Source organism: Methylobacter sp. S3L5C, assembly GCF_022788635.1.
Lineage (GTDB): Bacteria > Pseudomonadota > Gammaproteobacteria > Methylococcales > Methylomonadaceae > Methylobacter_C.
Genome location: NZ_CP076024.1, coordinates 118,126 through 134,813, shown reverse-complemented (window position 1 = coordinate 134,813; position 16,688 = coordinate 118,126). Strand labels below are relative to the sequence as shown.

Annotated in this window: 9 protein-coding genes; 5 read left to right on the top strand and 4 right to left on the bottom strand. The window is 43.9% G+C overall.

What is annotated here, in order from left to right; all coding sequences use genetic code 11:
• Positions 1 to 202: 202 nt before the first annotated feature.
• Positions 203 to 1,489, bottom strand: a complete 1,287-nt coding sequence (locus KKZ03_RS00605) for a dicarboxylate/amino acid:cation symporter (RefSeq protein ID WP_243219269.1) — start codon at positions 1,487 to 1,489, stop codon at positions 203 to 205.
• A 226-nt stretch (positions 1,490 to 1,715) separates the two neighbouring features.
• Positions 1,716 to 2,981, bottom strand: coding sequence for a dicarboxylate/amino acid:cation symporter (locus KKZ03_RS00600; protein WP_243219268.1), 1,266 nt, complete (start codon positions 2,979 to 2,981; stop codon positions 1,716 to 1,718).
• A 577-nt stretch (positions 2,982 to 3,558) separates the two neighbouring features.
• Between KKZ03_RS00600 and dnaB the strand changes: the two genes are divergently transcribed.
• Entirely contained in the window at positions 3,559 to 4,956 is a 1,398-nt protein-coding gene (gene dnaB / locus KKZ03_RS00595) for a replicative DNA helicase (RefSeq protein WP_243219267.1), read from the top strand.
• Entirely contained in the window at positions 4,953 to 6,104 is a 1,152-nt protein-coding gene (gene alr / locus KKZ03_RS00590; RefSeq protein ID WP_243219266.1) for an alanine racemase, read from the top strand. The genes dnaB and alr overlap by 4 nt, the downstream gene beginning before the upstream one ends.
• A 93-nt stretch (positions 6,105 to 6,197) precedes the next feature.
• Here alr and KKZ03_RS00585 read toward each other — a convergent pair whose 3' ends face one another.
• Together KKZ03_RS00585 and KKZ03_RS00580 are read right to left on the bottom strand one after the other, a co-directional pair.
• Positions 6,198 to 8,984: a metallophosphoesterase gene (locus KKZ03_RS00585; RefSeq protein ID WP_243219263.1), complete on the bottom strand. Its 2,787-nt coding sequence runs from the start codon at positions 8,982 to 8,984 to the stop codon at positions 6,198 to 6,200.
• A gap of 754 nt (positions 8,985 to 9,738) precedes the next feature.
• Positions 9,739 to 10,560: a nucleotidyltransferase domain-containing protein gene (locus tag KKZ03_RS00580; RefSeq protein ID WP_243219260.1), complete on the bottom strand. Its 822-nt coding sequence runs from the start codon at positions 10,558 to 10,560 to the stop codon at positions 9,739 to 9,741.
• A 360-nt stretch (positions 10,561 to 10,920) separates the two neighbouring features.
• On the opposite strand from KKZ03_RS00580, the gene gcvT reads away from it, so the two are divergent.
• The 3 genes from gcvT to KKZ03_RS00565 all read left to right on the top strand — a co-directional run bounded on the left by gcvT (position 10,921) and on the right by KKZ03_RS00565 (position 16,215).
• Entirely contained in the window at positions 10,921 to 12,003 is a 1,083-nt protein-coding gene (gene gcvT / locus KKZ03_RS00575; RefSeq protein WP_243219259.1) for a glycine cleavage system aminomethyltransferase GcvT, read from the top strand.
• A gap of 5 nt (positions 12,004 to 12,008) precedes the next feature.
• Entirely contained in the window at positions 12,009 to 14,903 is a 2,895-nt protein-coding gene (gcvP, locus tag KKZ03_RS00570) for an aminomethyl-transferring glycine dehydrogenase (RefSeq protein ID WP_243219257.1), read from the top strand.
• A 430-nt stretch (positions 14,904 to 15,333) separates the two neighbouring features.
• Positions 15,334 to 16,215, top strand: a complete 882-nt coding sequence (locus KKZ03_RS00565; protein ID WP_243219254.1) for a hypothetical protein — start codon at positions 15,334 to 15,336, stop codon at positions 16,213 to 16,215.
• Positions 16,216 to 16,688 lie beyond the last annotated feature (473 nt).

Genomic DNA, 16,688 nt, shown 5'->3' with positions numbered 1-16,688 from the left:
AAGAAAATAAATTTATGCGTATTCTCAGCTTTCTCGCTCTTGTGGTGATCACAATTATTGAGGTCGGCCCTATTCCTGTCACTCCGATAGTATTGGTTTGGATAGTGTTATTCAGACCGGTATGGTTTTATGAGTGGGTGTTAAAAATATATAATAAAAAATAGAGCCTCTCCTATGCTATAGGTTGATATAAAGCTCTGGTTTAAGTCTCTTCTTTAATCTTGACGGGATTCAACACGGCATGCAATTTTTGCTCATCCAGTTCATTCTCCCATTTAGCTGCAACGACCGTGGCAACGCCATTGCCGATAATATTAGTCAGTGCGCGAGCCTCGGACATAAATCTGTCGATACCCAGTATTAATGCCAAGCCCGCGACAGGAATAGTCGGAATGGTTGAAAGCGTTGCCGCCAGCGTAATAAAACCGCTACCCGTAACCCCTGCAGCCCCTTTTGAAGTCAATAGCAGTACGCCGAGAATGGTTAGTTCCTGAATCAGGGTCAGAGGTGTATTGGTAGCTTGGGCAACAAAGATGGCCGCCATTGCCAGATAAATTGAGGTTCCATCCAGATTAAAAGAATAGCCGGTTGGAATCACCAAACCAACCACTGATTTGGAGCAGCCCAGGTTTTCCAGTTTGGTCATCATGCGCGGCAGTACCGATTCTGATGACGACGTGCCCAGCACGATTAACAGTTCATCTTTTATATAAATGATAAACTTTAGTATGCTAAAGCCGGTAAACCGGGCGATTAATCCCAAGACAATAAAAATAAACAACAAGCAGGTTAAATAAAAACTGCCCATTAATTTTGCCAGTGGTGCCAATGAGGCAATACCGTATTTGCCTATGGTAAAAGCCATTGCGCCAAAGGCACCAAGGGGTGCCAACTTCATAATGGTTTCGACAATACCGAATAACACCTGCGAAAATTTACTAATAAAAACGACTACTTCAGAGCCTGTTTCTTTCATCGCGGCCAGTGAAAAACCGAACAGTACCGAAAACAGTAATACTTGTAATATATCGCCTTTGGCAAAAGCATCAACAACGCTGGCAGGAATAATATTTAGTAAAAAGTCAACGCTGCCGTGGGTTGTTGCCGCGTTGGTATAAACACTCAGGTTTTTAGTATCCAGGGTGCTGGGATCGACATTCATACCCACCCCAGGTTGAATCAAATGCACAACAATCAAGCCAATAATCAATGCCAGGGTACTGACCACTTCAAAATAGAGCAGGGCTTTAATGCCAACACGTCCGACTTTGTCCATATCCTGCATACCCGCAATACCGGTGACTACGGTGCAGAAAATGATCGGTGCGATAATCATTTTAATCAGTTTGATAAAGCCGTCACCAAGCGGCTTCATTGTCGTGGCTGTTTCAGGATAAAAATAGCCCAGAAAAATACCGAAAGTGATGGCCGTCAGCACCTGAACATAAAGATGTTGATAGATTTTTTTAGCAGGTTTAGTGGTTTGCATGGTGATCTAATATGACTATATGGTTGGTATGATTAAAACCTCAATAAGCTACAACACAAAATTTCTTCCGTCTTTGCTTTTCTTCTTGCTCTTCGTACCTCGGCAACTGCTTCTTGCGTTGCTTTACCTTCTGCATAATTCACAGGGATGTGGTGAATGCATATATTGCAGGAGCAAATATCTGTCCATGCAGTCGTTCGTGGTGCAATGCTTTCAAGTTATACGGCTATTTCAACGCCTTTTCCCACTTGCTAACCAATGCTGCAGCAATACTATTACCAAATACGTTGGTTACACTGCGCCCCATATCCAAAATCTGGTCAATACCTAGCAATAGTAATAAGCCGGCTTCAGGAATATCAAACATGGACAAGGTTGCGGCGATAACAATTAATGATGCTCTGGGCACGCCCGCCACGCCCTTGCTGGTAAAAAGCAACACCAGCAACATGATAATCTGATCACCTAAAGCCATATCAATGCCATAAGCCTGGGCAATAAATAAAACCGCGAAGGTCATATACATCATGCTACCATCCAGATTAAACGAATAGCCCAAAGGCAAAACCAGTCCACAGACTTTTTCATCACAACCAAAACGTTCCAGTTGTTGTAATAACTTGGGGTAAGCGCTCTCGCTGCTGGCGGTACCAAAAGCCAGCAACATGGGTTCACGAATATGTCGTAGCAGAGTGAAGACTCTTCGACCCAGAAATACAAAGCCAACGCAACCGAGCGCCGTGCATAAGAGCAACAGACCCAAATAAAACTCGCCGATAAATTTGCCATAAGATAATAAAATACCGATACCTTGTTGGGCAATAACGGAAGCCATCGCGGCAAACACGGCGATCGGTGCAAAGTACATAACATAACCGGTAACTTTCAGCATAATGTGCGCGATTGAATCAAGCAACTTTACGGCAGGTCTGGCCAGTTCGCCAATCGAAGCACAGGCGATGCCAAAGAACATGGAAAATACCACAATTTGCAAAATTTCATTGGTCGCCATCGCTTCGACGATACTTTTAGGAAATATGTGCGAGACAAAATTGCCTAGTGTCGGCTTAACCAGCGTTAATCCGGTATCGGTGCCAATTGGCGGTAATGCGATATGCAAAGAACTTCCCGGTTCAAAGACATTAACCAACAACATGCCTAACAACAAACTAAAAATGGATGCTGAAAAAAACCAGAGCAGTGCCTTGATACCGATACGTCCGACAGTTTCAATATCACCCATTTTAGCCATGCCCACTACCAGCGTGGAAAATACCAGAGGAGCAATAATCATTTTGATCAGTCTGAGAAAAATATCGGTCAAGCTGGAAAATACTTCAATAATCGGTATTAATGCCGGGCTTGGCCCCGCTATTCCTAAGCTACCCAAGGTCAGATTGAGCACTTCGCCAACCGTAATGCCGAGTACCAAAGCAATAGCGATATAAAGCGTCTGGCGATTGGGTTGTGGTTTCTGATGCGGGTTAGTCATTAGTGAAGCTCCCTAAATAATGATGAAATTGCCTGTATGCAGGATTCAGACATTCAGGGTACTCAAGCATCACGTCGTTTGCAACCTCTGGCCGTAAAGTCCACGAAAAGAAAAGCAGAGTCCACGAAAAACACGAAAGGCACGAAAAAAAAGCAGACTTATTTATTGCACTTTTATGAGCACCTCAATAACTTGCCATAACTATTTGGGGCGTACCTAAACTCTTAAGGCAAGCATAGTAAACCCTACAAAGTAAGATATCCTTAAGTTGAGTGTAATAGCGAGAGAAAAACATTTTTAAAAAACCATATATAGAGCGTTAGATAAAACTTTCAAACGGTTATTTTTTAATCTATAAACTTTTAGAAGTTAAATCCCCTGAATTCAAGTCCCATATTATTTAGTTAAAAATTATTTACCTGAAAATATATTTTTTTTGCTTTTTTTCGTACCTTTCGTGTTTTTCGTGGACTAAATGCTTTGCTTTTTAGTGGCCGTTATTGACGTTTTGGCAGTGCAAGCCAATGACTGAAAAGCCGCCTCGTGGTATTATTCCTCTTTTTTTTAGTTAACTGCCATGCCTGATAATTATTCCATGGAACGTGATTATTCACTTGATGCCATGAAGGTTCCACCCAATTCCATACAGGCCGAGCAATCAGTTTTGGGTGGTTTACTACTGGATAATCAAACCTGGGATGCCATTGCCGATAAAGTTATTGAAAAAGATTTTTATCGCCGTAGCCACCAGCTTATTTTCAAAAAGATTGAAGAGCTCGCCGAAAAGCAAATTCCTTTTGATGTTATTACCCTGTCGGATGGCTTAAAAGCCGTCGGTGAATTGGAGAATGTTGGCGGGCTGTCTTATTTGATCATGCTGGCAAAAGATACGCCCAGTGCGGCCAATATTGTCGCTTACGCCAATATTGTCAGAGATCGTTCGGTTCTGCGACAACTTATTCATATCGGTACTGAAATTTCCGATTCGGCTTTTAATACCGAGGGTCGTGATACTGCTGAACTGCTTGAAAATGCCGAGCGGCAGGTGTTTCAAATAGCAGAGCAGCGGCAAAGAGGGCAGGCCGGCGGTTTTATATCCATAAAATCATTGCTGGCTAAAGCGGTTGATAAAATTGAAACACTGTTTGAGCAAGAGGGCTCCATCACCGGTGCCAGTACCGGATTTCCCGATCTTGATGAGTTAACTTCCGGTTTGCAACCTGCCGATTTGATTATTGTTGCAGGTAGGCCGTCGATGGGTAAAACCACCATCGCCATGAACATAGCCGAAAATGTCGCGCTAAAAAGCGATAAGCCGGTGGCGGTATTTAGTATGGAAATGCCTGGCGACTCTCTCGCCATGCGGATGATGTCGTCATTGGGCCGCATAGATCAGCATAAAGTCAGAACCGGTAAACTCGAAGATGATGATTGGCCGCGCTTGACCTCAGCCATTAATTTACTGGCAGGTACACAATTGTTTATTGATGATTCACCTGCGTTATCACCGACTGAAGTACGTGCCAGAGCCAGGCGCTTGGCGCGTGAGCATGGTCAGTTGGGCTTGATTGTGGTGGATTATTTACAATTGATGCAATCACCCTCCAGTGGCGACAATCGCGTACAACAAATTTCTGATATTTCCAGAGGTTTAAAAGCACTCGCCAAAGAATTAAACGTGCCGGTCATTGCCTTATCGCAGCTTAACCGAAACCTTGAGCAACGCCCCAACAAACGCCCGGTAATGTCGGATTTGCGTGATTCGGGTGCTATTGAGCAGGATGCCGATTTGATTATGTTTGTTTATCGCGACGAAGTGTATAACGAGGATAGTCCTGATAAAGGTATTGCTGAACTTATTATCGGCAAACAACGTAATGGTCCACTGGGAACCGTCAGGCTGACCTTTTTGGGGCAATATACAAAATTTGAGAGTTTTACTGGAGCGGCTTATAACGCAGGAGATTATGAATGATACCGGCAGCCTATGCTGAATTAAATCTGGAAGCTTTACAGCATAATTTGGACAGGGTTCGCCATTACGCACCGGATGCAAAAATTATGGCCGTTATCAAGGCAAATGGTTATGGTCATGGTTTGGTGCGTATTGCTCAAGCCTTGCAAAATGTCGATGGTTTTGCTGTGGCTCGGGTTGATGAAGGTATTCGTTTGCGTAATGCCGGGGTTAAAAACCGGATTGCGATTTTATCAGGTTTTACCTGCGCCGAAGAATTGGATAAATTACTGAACTATCAACTGGATGCTGTGGTGCATTCTTTTTTCCAGTTGGAAATTCTTGAAAGCAGGGTAGAGCAAGACGCTTGTGAAATTTGGTTAAAACTCGATACCGGCATGAATCGCCTGGGTTTTAAACCCCATGAATTTAACGCCGTTTATCAACGCCTAAACCAGTGCTCCATCATCAAAAAGCCGATTCGTTTGATGACGCATTTAGCCAATGCAGATGATATTCAGGATGCTTCAACACTTCAACAAATCAGTCTGTTTAAAGATACACTGGCAACACTCGTTCCCAAGCTCCAGCTTGGGAACGGAGATAAGCTCCAGCTTGGTAACGGAGATAAACTTCATCTGGTTAACGAATGCAGCATTGCCAACTCGGCTGGTATTTTAGCCTGGAAAGAAGCTTTGTCCGATTGGGTGCGCCCCGGCGTCATGTTATATGGCATTTCACCGTTTTCGGATAGTACCGGTGAGCAACTGGGCCTAAAGCCGATTATGAGCTTACATTCACGGCTGATTTCAGTAAAAACCCTGGAACAAGGCGATAAAGTAGGCTATTCAGGGTCATGGATATGTGAAAAGCCGACCACACTGGGCGTTGTAGCGATTGGTTATGCCGATGGTTATCCACGTTATGCCAAAGCCGGAACGCCTGTACTGGTTAACGGACAGCGTGTTCCGTTGATTGGCAAAGTCTCCATGGACATGATTACCGTTGACTTGGCAACACAACCTCATGCCAAACCTGGCGATCCGGTAACGTTGTGGGGCGACGGCCTGGCTGTTGAAGAAATTGCCCGGTGTGCCGATACCATACCTTACACGCTGGTGTGCGGCGTTACCCAGCGCGTGCATTTGGTTGATAAAGCGATATCATAAAAATACACCGTCGGGTTAACAAATGCGGGTTTCACGAGGTAATCGCTATAACCCTGCTTAAACAGCTTATTCAGGTAGTCATCGCTGTTGGCTTTATTGGGTAAACTTGAATGCCATCCAGGGACTTTTTTCGCTTTCCAGTGCAAATTCAGCTTGAGCAGATACCCGCCACTGGCCTGGATATGCGCCCAAGAAATCGACAACCCATTCGGTTTCCGGCAAGATTTTGGTGGCGGCAGAGTGCCATTTGCCATCGGCAGATTGATACTGCACTTCTACGTTATAGTTTGCTGCACCGATAACTGTTTTCCATATTAATTTTATACGTCTTGGTTGAGTGCTGATGATTGCTCCTGAAACAGCTTTCGGTGTTGAGAGGTGATCCAACGGAATCAGGGTAAAAGTTTCCCAAGGACCTATTTGGTCTCTATTGGCTACAAGCTCTCTTCCGCCGCCTGCTTCTGCACAAACATATTTACCCTTGGATTTTGTTCTTAGAGCAATCTTATTGGAACCTATTCGAGTGAGTTGAAAGGTTTCTTGATCGCCAATACTGGCGCTATCGGCATTCACTTTACCGCCACCGCCACCAACTGCTTTAACGAATTGTCCATTCCAGGATTTTAAGGCAATAAAATTACTTTCCAACAGGCTCATTTCAAAGGTTTCCCATTCTTTTGCCATAGTACGATTTACTATTAATTCGCGCCCGCCACCCAGTTCCGCACAGACGTACATGCCGTTATCGGCGCGTAAGGCAATATTCCAGCATGCCGGTGTCATTTTGGCGGTTGATAAAAAATCGACCATTGGTAAATCTTTCATTTCCAGGCTTACCACGGCCTGTCCGTCGACCATAATTTCACGGTACTGCGGTTGACCTATCCATTCACCTTGCCGGTTTCTACTCCCCAGCTTCAATGCTGCCGACGTTAATAATAAAGGGCTGTTTGTTTTTAGCCATTCAAGACGAAAGATCAGTGCCAGGCCATTGCTTGTCTTGCCAAAATATTTATGACAATAGGTATCCGTATAATAATAGAAATTTTTTGAATTCGGGGTGCTGACATCATCTATTTTTTCAATCCTAAACTCGTGGGCTTTATGCGTATGTCCCGAGAATACCAGAGTTGGCGTGCCGGTTGGTTCGCCAGTAACCCGACAAAGACTATCCAGAAATTTGACTACTTCGCCGTCTGAACTGCTAAAGTTAAGGCATGGATCTCGTTCACCTTTCTTGAAGTATTTTGTTCCGAAAAGTGGAAAACCCTTCGCTTGTAATTTTTTCCAGTCGGTACCGTATAACTCTACAAGCTTATGGCTAACTTCATTACCCTTTTCCTGTTCTGTGGGTTTCTTTGCTTTTGCATGATTGTCTTCATAAAGCACTTCTATACCGGTTGTTTCATCTTTCTCCAGGCTCATTAGCGGAGCATGGAGAAAAATCAGTAGTAGACCTTCTTTTGATGCTGAGTCCAGAGCCTCTTTAGTCATTTCCAAGTGTCTGGTAGTAATGCCGCGACTGTGGGGGCCATTATGAATATAATCGGACGCCCATTCCGGTGTGGATTCAATACCGGCAAATTCCTCAAATCGTGGATAACGATCGTTTCCGGTATTAAGCAGAAGTAATTGGTGATTGCCGAGATGGTAATTAAATTCCAGATCGTAACTGACTTGGTGCAGATATTGACTAAACTGCCATGATTTTGGTTTTGCAAGCCAATAAGGCCAATAATTTGAGATAGTCGCGCGCCAATCGTTATGCTGAATGTTGCTTTTAAAGGTTTGTCTGTCAGCTTTGCTCCTTTTATCATAACCAGGAAATGAGAAATAGTCATATTCTCGTCCCTCATTATCAGTCAAGCCAAAAGAGGAAGCCGAGTTCTTATTAATAGATATGGTTTTTCCCAAAATATCTGCCGCCAGTTTCATCCAGCCTTCGGCGGTAAAATGCATGTTTAACAGCACTTCGTTCATCAGATAATCATGATTACCGGGAACCACGAGTAGCGGGCAGTTCAAAGCTTCTCCTTGCTGATCTTTGGCGAGGATAATTTCTATAAATTTCGAGACATTGGAATAACCCCAGGACGAACCAAATACCTCGCTACGTTTATCTTTGGGGTCATTGCCTTGTCCACAAACAAACACGCCATCAATCCAGCCATCGTGATAATGATCGATAATATCACCCGTCAGGATCACGAGAACATTTTCCCCGGCCTTGGCTCTTTTATTGGCTTCCTTGATGAGTGCCCGTAAATTGTCATTAAAGTTAACATAACGGTTGGATAGATCCTCGCATTCCCTGATATTACGCACAGTCGAGAGTATTTCGGGTATCTTGTCGTTGCGTTGCGCGATATGCGTATCGGTGATGTGCAGGATTGTAAATTTGTTATTGGTTGTTAATGTTTCGTGTACATAAAGCGCATGATACTTTACTTTTCCCCAGCGGAGATTCAGTAACGATGGCCATCCAAATGCAGCTTTCAGCTCCAGTATTGACGTTTGTGGCAAGCCAACACGGGCGCGCATTTCCCAGCGAAAGCCATCATGGTATTGTTGCTGGGCCGATGTTTCAGCATGTTTGACGTTAGCGTAATCATCGGTATATTTCGGGTGACGAAACAGGCCATAAACGGACAGTACGTTTAGTGTTAACCTTTTTCCTCCCCATTCGATTTGCGGTGGATCATTTTTCATAAGCGCCAACACTTCTTGATAGCTTGGAAGTTCTTTTTTTTCCGGCTTTTCCCAAGGAATGAAGTAGGCGACAGTGATTTCAAAATCCAGTAGCCCGTTGGGGACAATAATTAATGGACTGCCCATATTGGGACGGACTATTTCCAAGTCTTTTGAGGTAATGGTAGTCATGGCTATTTCTCCTTAAGAAAGTGATAACCATACCCTGAGTGAAGACGAAGTGGTGTTAAGGTTGGGTTTGATTATATGAATGGATGAGGCCGGCTCAATAGCAAAAATTAATTTAGCGCATTCCATTGCTATAATAAATTTTACTAAGAAACATACGCTTGTCTATTCGTACAAATACCTACACACTTAAAAGATGACTGTTTGGGGAAGTCTTGAGGTGGATGATGATAATCACCAGCAATATTCCTGTATTGTGCTATTAATTTAAAATTAAGACGTGGGTTCAATTAAGTTATTTGTTAACTCCTTAAAACTTTATCGGTTTTGAAAAGTTATTTTTACAAAATTCATGCAACGCTCGTTGGCTTATTTTTATTACAAAATCAAAATGGCTGTTTTTAAGCAAAATATAATGAACTGCTGTATTTTTCTTCCGGCCGTATTATTTCTAATATTGTCATCTGCGATGTCGATCAATAATATTTTTGTCTTTGGTGACAGTCTGTTTGATGGTGGTAGTTTTTATAGCACAGTGGCTGTTACCTGATCAGGTACTATTCAGTGCCTGTCACCATATACATAACTGGTTCAGGCAAACCCTTTTAGCCTACGGATTTGATAATACGACCGATGCTTGCATTAATACTTTAGTATCTAAAGTTTATCAAAATTCTGATTGCTATCTGTTTTTTGGATAGCGCTCATTACCGGAGAGTTTTACGCCTCTGCCGTTCCAAAACCTTCTGTTATTGTCTTAATCAGTTTGGCTATTTAGGTTGGTTTCTGATTTAGAAAGCGCTTCGTCTAACGTGGCATGGAACAAGGCATTAAGTTGACCAAGTGGTTCCGGCTTTTGCCTATGTATGGGCACCATAGCTTCCAGACGTTCCAATTCAGCGACGATAAATGCATTGATACCGGCAAAGGGTTTTGACAGCCCCAACTCTGCCGATGCGCTTTTCTTTTCAAGCAAGATTGCTATATCAGCCAGTAACTCAGGCTCTCCTTCAATCAGGTGCAGTAACCTGGAAAACTCAATCGGGGCAGGAGTACCATAGCGCTCCAGCCAGCGTACCGATAATAACGGGCGCAGCACATAAAAATATTTTTTGAGTGGTACCAAGTCAGCACGTAAATAACCACGGTAGTTGGTTTTTGCCATGTTGCGGTAGTGATAAATCCCGCTTGCGCACGAATACACTGTAGGCAATAATGCTCTGGCGTTTTGTGTAAAGCCACCAACTTCGCTATAGATAAATGGCGATTGCAGCCATTCCACAATAGTGGGGTTTGATTTCCATAACAGGCGTAACGTTTTTCGCACATCCCAGCCATTGAGATCAATATCATCGGTGATGGCGTATTCAATCACATCACGCCGTTCTTCAAGATCTACTGCAAGATACCAAGCCGTTGGCCTGGCATAAATAAAACGCACATCGAAATCGCTATTGGCAGAGGCAAAGCCCCAGGCCCTGCTGCCTGATTCAACCGCCAGTAAAATTCGTACACCTTGTTCGTGCTCGGTTTTAGCCAAACGATGCATAATTTCAGTGTGAACGTCAGCAGGAATCATAGAGTGAGGGTAGTAAGTTATAGAGTCATGACTTTGTATTTTACATTATTCAGTCCCCTCTTTGAAAAAGAGGGGACAGGGGAGATTTTATTAGATAAATCTTCCTCAATCCCCCTTGTTTAAAGGAGGAGGTGAATAACTACCAATGACAAACGATGCGCTTCATTCCTCAGCACATCCTACGGCTAAATTCCAAGCGTGACGTGGGTTACAAATCCCGACCGGCATCGATAAAAGTAATTGTTTTTCTTCGTGTACTTCGTGTCTTCGTGGTGAATAATGTTTTTAACCAGCTTGGCTTAACATTTTTTCAGCGTTACACTAAAGATCCTTACTTATCTGCCGAGATAAATAACTGCCATGTTAAAACAGACGCCGCTTTGTGATCTTCATCTTAAGCTGGGTGCCAAAATGGTGCCTTTTGCCGGTTATCAAATGCCTGTGCACTATGGCCAGGGTATTATTCATGAACATTTGCATTGCCGCAGCCATGCGGGTTTTTTTGATATTTCCCACATGGGGCAATGCCTGATTTTAGGCGATAACGCAGCCAGTGAGCTTGAGCAGTTAACGCCCAGTGATATTACCGGGCTTAACATGGGAGCCCAAAAATATACCGTCTTAACCAATAATGAGGGCGGTATTATCGATGACATTATCATTACCCGTGTTGAGGCCGGGTTGATGATTATTGTTAATGCTGCCTGTAAAGATAAGGATTTTAGCTGGTTAAAAAATCGCTTATTCGGTCGATGTACGTTTAAAGACTTGCCTGATCAGGCTTTATTAGCGCTTCAAGGCCCGGCTGCTGCCAGCGTAATGGCCAAATTTTCAAAGGAAGCTGCGGGATTATTATTTATGCAATCTTGTGCAGCCACCATTAACGGGCTGGCTTGTAGCATTAGCCGTAGCGGTTATACCGGTGAGGATGGTTTTGAAATTTCAGTCGCCAATCAAGATGCCGAGCAACTGGCTGGTTGGTTACTTGCAGAAGAAGACGTTGAGGCAGTTGGTTTGGGCGCCCGCGATACCTTGCGGCTGGAAGCGGGTTTATGTCTTTATGGACATGAACTTAATGAAGCCATCACGCCCGTTGAAGCCGGGTTGCAATGGCTATTTAAAAAAGGCCACAAGCACTTTCCCGGCGCGGATAAAATTTTACAACAGTTGCAGCACGGCCCTGAAAAAATCCGTACCGGCTTGCTGGTCGAAAGCAAAATACCGGTAAGAGAGGGCAGTGTTGTTGTTAATAACGACGATCAGGCGCTTGGTATTGTGACCAGTGGCAGTTTTTCTCCCAGTTTGGGTAAACCCGTTGCCATGGCACTGCTTGAGCGTAACGCCGCCACTCTGGGCAATACTTTGTACGCCTTGGTACGGGAGCGAAAGATTCCGGTTACAGTAACAAAATTGCCTTTTATTCCCCACCGCTACCTTAGGTAAACACTATGCCAATCTCTCGTGTTAGTCTGGACAAGTTAGAAATGCGCGGTAATTTTATTCAGCGTCATATTGGTCCCAATCCACAGCAAATTCAGGAAATGCTCACTGAGCTGGGTTTAACCGAGCTGGATGATATTATCGAGCAAGCCATTCCTGCCAATATTCTTAATCATGAGCCGTTAAAACTTACCGAAACGATCAGTGAGCGTGCGGTTATCAAACTTTTGCGTGATATGCGCGGCCGTAATAAAGTGTTTACCTCAATGATTGGTATGGGTTATTACGACACGGTGATGCCGGCGGTGATTAAGCGTAATGTGCTGGAAAATCCTGGTTGGTACACCGCTTATACGCCTTATCAGGCCGAGGTTAGTCAGGGCAGGCTGGAGGCATTGTTAAATTTTCAGCAGGTGATTATCGATTTAACCGGCATGGAGCTGGCCAATGCCTCCTTACTTGATGAAGCAACGGCGGCGGCAGAAGCAATGACCATGTCGCGGCGCTTGTCGAAAAGTTTGTCCAATAATGTTGTTATCGATCAGCATTGCCACCCGCAAACACTGGCTGTTATTAAAACCCGCGCCCGTTCATTAGGTTATGACGTTATTGTTGGTGACCCTTGTCATGAGCTGGAACAGCAGGATTTTTTTGCCCTGATCGTACAATATCCGGGTACTACCGGAGAAATAAAAGACCTTGGCCACATGACGGTCATGGCGCATGACAAAGGTGCGCTGATTACGGTGGCGGCGGATTTATTAAGTCTGGTATTACTAAAACCACCGGCGGCCTTTGGTGTTGATATTGTGGTCGGCAGTTCTCAGCGCTTTGGTGTACCTATGGGTTATGGCGGGCCGCATGCCGCTTTTTTTGCCACCAGGGAGGCTTATAAACGCGCGATTCCGGGTCGGATTATTGGCGTATCCAAAGACAGTCACGGCGAGATTGGGCTGCGACTGGCGTTGCAAACCCGCGAGCAGCATATTCGCCGGGATAAAGCGACCAGCAATATTTGTACCTCGCAGGTTTTACTTGCCGTTATCGCCGGATTTTATGCGGTTTATCACGGTGCCGAAGGTTTGCGGTTGATTGCCGGTCGCGTGCATCGCTACACGCAAATTTTGGCAGCGGGATTAACGCAGTTGGGCCATACGGTTGTCAGTGATTGTTATTTTGATACGCTGGTGATTTATGTGCCTAATAGGGCCAAACGTTTTGCTGCAAATGCCGAGGAAGCCATCATTAATTTTCGTATCATTGGCGCAGACCACTTAGGTATTTCGTTAGATGAAACTACGACACGAAAAAATTTAAGAGATGTTTGGCAGGTTTTTGCCTCGGCTACGGCAGGCCTTCCAGATATTAACAGTCTTGATGCCGGTATCATTGACTGCATCCCGGAACGGTTATTACGTAGCGATAAAATTCTGCAACATCCGGTATTTGAGCGCTATCATTCGGAAACGGAAATGATGCGTTATATGCGCCGACTGGCGCGGCGCGATATAGCGTTGGATCGTTCCATGATACCGTTGGGTTCTTGTACGATGAAGCTGAATGCAGCCACTGAAATGCAAACTATTTCTTACCATGAATTTAACGGCTTGCATCCGTTCGCGCCGTTGTACCAGACTCATGGTTATCAGCAAATGTTTGCCGAACTGGAAGAAATGTTATGTGATCTGACCGGTTTTGATGCTTTTTCACTGCAACCCAACGCCGGTTCCCAAGGTGAATACACCGGCTTACTGGTGATCCGTAAATATCATGAGGTCTCAGGTCAGACGCAGCGCACTATCTGCCTGATACCGGCTTCTGCACATGGCACCAATCCTGCCAGTGCAACGCTGGCCGGTCTTGACGTAGTGGTGGTTGCCTGCGATGAAAACGGCAATATCAGTCTGGATGATTTACACGCAAAACTGGCGGAATACAAAAATACGCTAGCTGCTTTAATGATTACTTATCCGTCTACGCATGGTGTTTTTGAAGAAGCCTTCAGGGAAATTTGTGATCTTGTTCATCAGCATGGCGGACAGGTTTATCTGGATGGTGCCAACTTTAATGCTTTGGTGGGTTTAAGTCGTCCGGGCAAAATTGGCGCGGATGTTGCCCATCTTAATTTGCATAAAACATTTTGTATTCCGCATGGCGGTGGTGGCCCGGGTGTTGGTCCGATTGGAGTCGGCGCACATCTGGCGGCTTTCTTGCCTGATCATCCGGTCGTTGAGGGCGTTAATCCTGCCAAAGGCGGGCATGGCACTATCGGCACCGTATCTGCTGCACCGTGGGGATCTGCCAGTATTTATACCATTTCGTGGGCTTATATCGCCATGATGGGGGCCGCAGGTTTAAAGCGTGCTACTTTAACGGCGATTTTAAATGCCAATTATATTGCCAAACGTCTGGCAGCTTTTTATCCAATTTTATATACCGGCAAAAATGGTTGGGTTGCTCATGAGTGTATTATCGATTGCCATGCTTTTAAAAAATCCTGTGGCATAACGGTTGAAGATATTGCCAAGCGCTTGATTGATTATGGTTTTCATGCGCCCACCGTGTCGTTTCCGGTTGCTGATACGTTGATGATTGAGCCGACAGAAAGTGAGGGTAAAGCCGAGATTAATCGTTTTTGTGCGGCGTTAATTTCAATACGTCAGGAAATTAAGGCCATTGAAGAGGGTAGTGCCGATACTGAAAATAATGTGCTGCATAACGCGCCGCATACCCACCGGTTATTGTTGGAAGAATGGACGCTGCCTTACTCGAAACAACAGGCTTTTTTCCCTGATAATCATCAGCATGATGATAAATACTGGCCGCCCGTTGGCCGTATTGATAATGTCTATGGGGATCGGCATGTGGTGTGCAGTTGTCCGCCGTTATCGGATTATGAGTGATTAATACGATCCGGGTGTAGGACGAAATAAGAACACCCAAGCGCAGTGATGTATCAATACTTTTCCGGGCACAAAGTTAAGCAGATTTTAGCTGCATCTTGACTTATTTTCGACACACTTCCTGTATTTCAGGTTATTTTAATATGTTTGTCCGGTTTAGTGCAGCCGCATCAGGCGGCAGGTTGATGAGGTTAACTGCTTGGTGATAGGGTTATGTTTTCCATGAACCACATTTATGCATGATTTTACTCGTGTGTCTCGCAGTTTTTAATTTTTTGAGAAGTACTTTAGCGGTTTAGTTGAAATTTACGTTATTAGCATTTCAATTGATTGAATCATAATCGATTAGTGTATATCCTATGAAAAATAATTAAGAGCAATTATTTCTCACACTTAATTTTTTCAACAACTTATGTATAGGCATTCCAAAATGAACAATATCCATTTGAGTGCACTTGTTGCATTCTCTTTAAGTACTTTGACAACTCCATTAATGGCTGATGACGAAAATGCTCCGGCAAAATCAGCTTTTTTCGTAGGTATAGGTGGAGGTTATGGTAATGCAGATTTAACTCAGAGTACTTGGGCCAAAGGCGATTCAAATGTCTATGACGCCACTACAGGTAGCTTGGTATCAATAGGTACAGCTCAAGATGGCACCGGCAATTGGAGCAACAATCAAAGTACATTTGCACCTATTGGACAAGTTGGGTATTTCCAACACTTCGGTGATAGTGATTGGTTATGGGGTTCGAAATTCTTGTACCGCTACTTTGGCACAACTTCAAATCAGAAGAATGTGGTAGTGCCACAAGTTGGTTACCATGTTGCGGTTCCTGATGGTGCAGTAACGCCTTTTACTGGTTTTGAAACAATCGACTCCCTTAAAACGAGTGTTAATAGCCAGCTAGGACTACTCGCTTTCTTTGGAAAATCTTTTGGCAATAGTCGTATTTATTTTGGAGCTGGCCCCGCTGCTTATCAAATACAAACAAATATAAATGGAAATGTTGGCTACGCCTATATACCACCACCGACAATAATCAGTATTACTGGTACTCCAGCTAATTACTCATCAACGGAATGGGTAATGGGCGGAGCCTTTGAGCTGGGTGGTTCATATTACATTAACAAATCGTGGTTCGTAGATGTCAATTATTCTCTTGGGGTTACTGCACAAAAAACCACTAATTATTCAGGAGCTTTTACGAATACCGTTTCTGGTGAGACAAGTGTTGGAACAAATTATCTTCAAACAAAACAATCCTTTATAACTAATGAAGTCACTGTTTCAATCAACAAAGCTTTTTAGTCCGAACAATGCCCGCTATCTATATCCTGGGGTGACATTATAACTACAAAACTAGCATCCAGGCTGCCAAGGTTGTTGTTGACTAATATTCAGTCAATCTGATTATGTTGGTGCTATATCAGTAATTTCGGGTTTTTAGCGCTAATTTTACCCGACATATCAATGCTGACTGTGTACTGGCGCCTGAATTGAAGTCTAAATTCAAAATGATATTCTGCTGTTCCAGCCGTTTCTGGTAATCGAGAGCGGTTTAAATACGCACGACTTGGCAGGATCGGCTAACGCGAGGAATTCCTTTTGTTGTACCCAAACAGTCAGAAAGTGTTAGGGTCGGATTAAAAATTAAATATCCTCAAGTGTCATACAACCACATCATTTAAGAAGGTATCTGTAAGCGTAACCAGAATGAAATAAAAATTGTTTTATTTCTTACAAATCTGGTGATCATTGGCTTGGAATCATTAATCAACAAT

Bases quoted from the DNA above. Each gene is read 5' to 3' on its own strand.
- KKZ03_RS00605 (WP_243219269.1), bottom strand. From the start codon at position 1,489: ATGCAAACCACTAAACCTGCTAAAAAAATCTATCAACATCTTTATGTT.
- KKZ03_RS00600 (WP_243219268.1), bottom strand. From the start codon at position 2,981: ATGACTAACCCGCATCAGAAACCACAACCCAATCGCCAGACGCTTTAT.
- dnaB (WP_243219267.1), top strand. From the start codon at position 3,559: ATGCCTGATAATTATTCCATGGAACGTGATTATTCACTTGATGCCATG.
- alr (WP_243219266.1), top strand. From the start codon at position 4,953: ATGATACCGGCAGCCTATGCTGAATTAAATCTGGAAGCTTTACAGCAT.
- KKZ03_RS00585 (WP_243219263.1), bottom strand. From the start codon at position 8,984: ATGACTACCATTACCTCAAAAGACTTGGAAATAGTCCGTCCCAATATG.
- KKZ03_RS00580 (WP_243219260.1), bottom strand. From the start codon at position 10,560: ATGATTCCTGCTGACGTTCACACTGAAATTATGCATCGTTTGGCTAAA.
- gcvT (WP_243219259.1), top strand. From the start codon at position 10,921: ATGTTAAAACAGACGCCGCTTTGTGATCTTCATCTTAAGCTGGGTGCC.
- gcvP (WP_243219257.1), top strand. From the start codon at position 12,009: ATGCCAATCTCTCGTGTTAGTCTGGACAAGTTAGAAATGCGCGGTAAT.
- KKZ03_RS00565 (WP_243219254.1), top strand. From the start codon at position 15,334: ATGAACAATATCCATTTGAGTGCACTTGTTGCATTCTCTTTAAGTACT.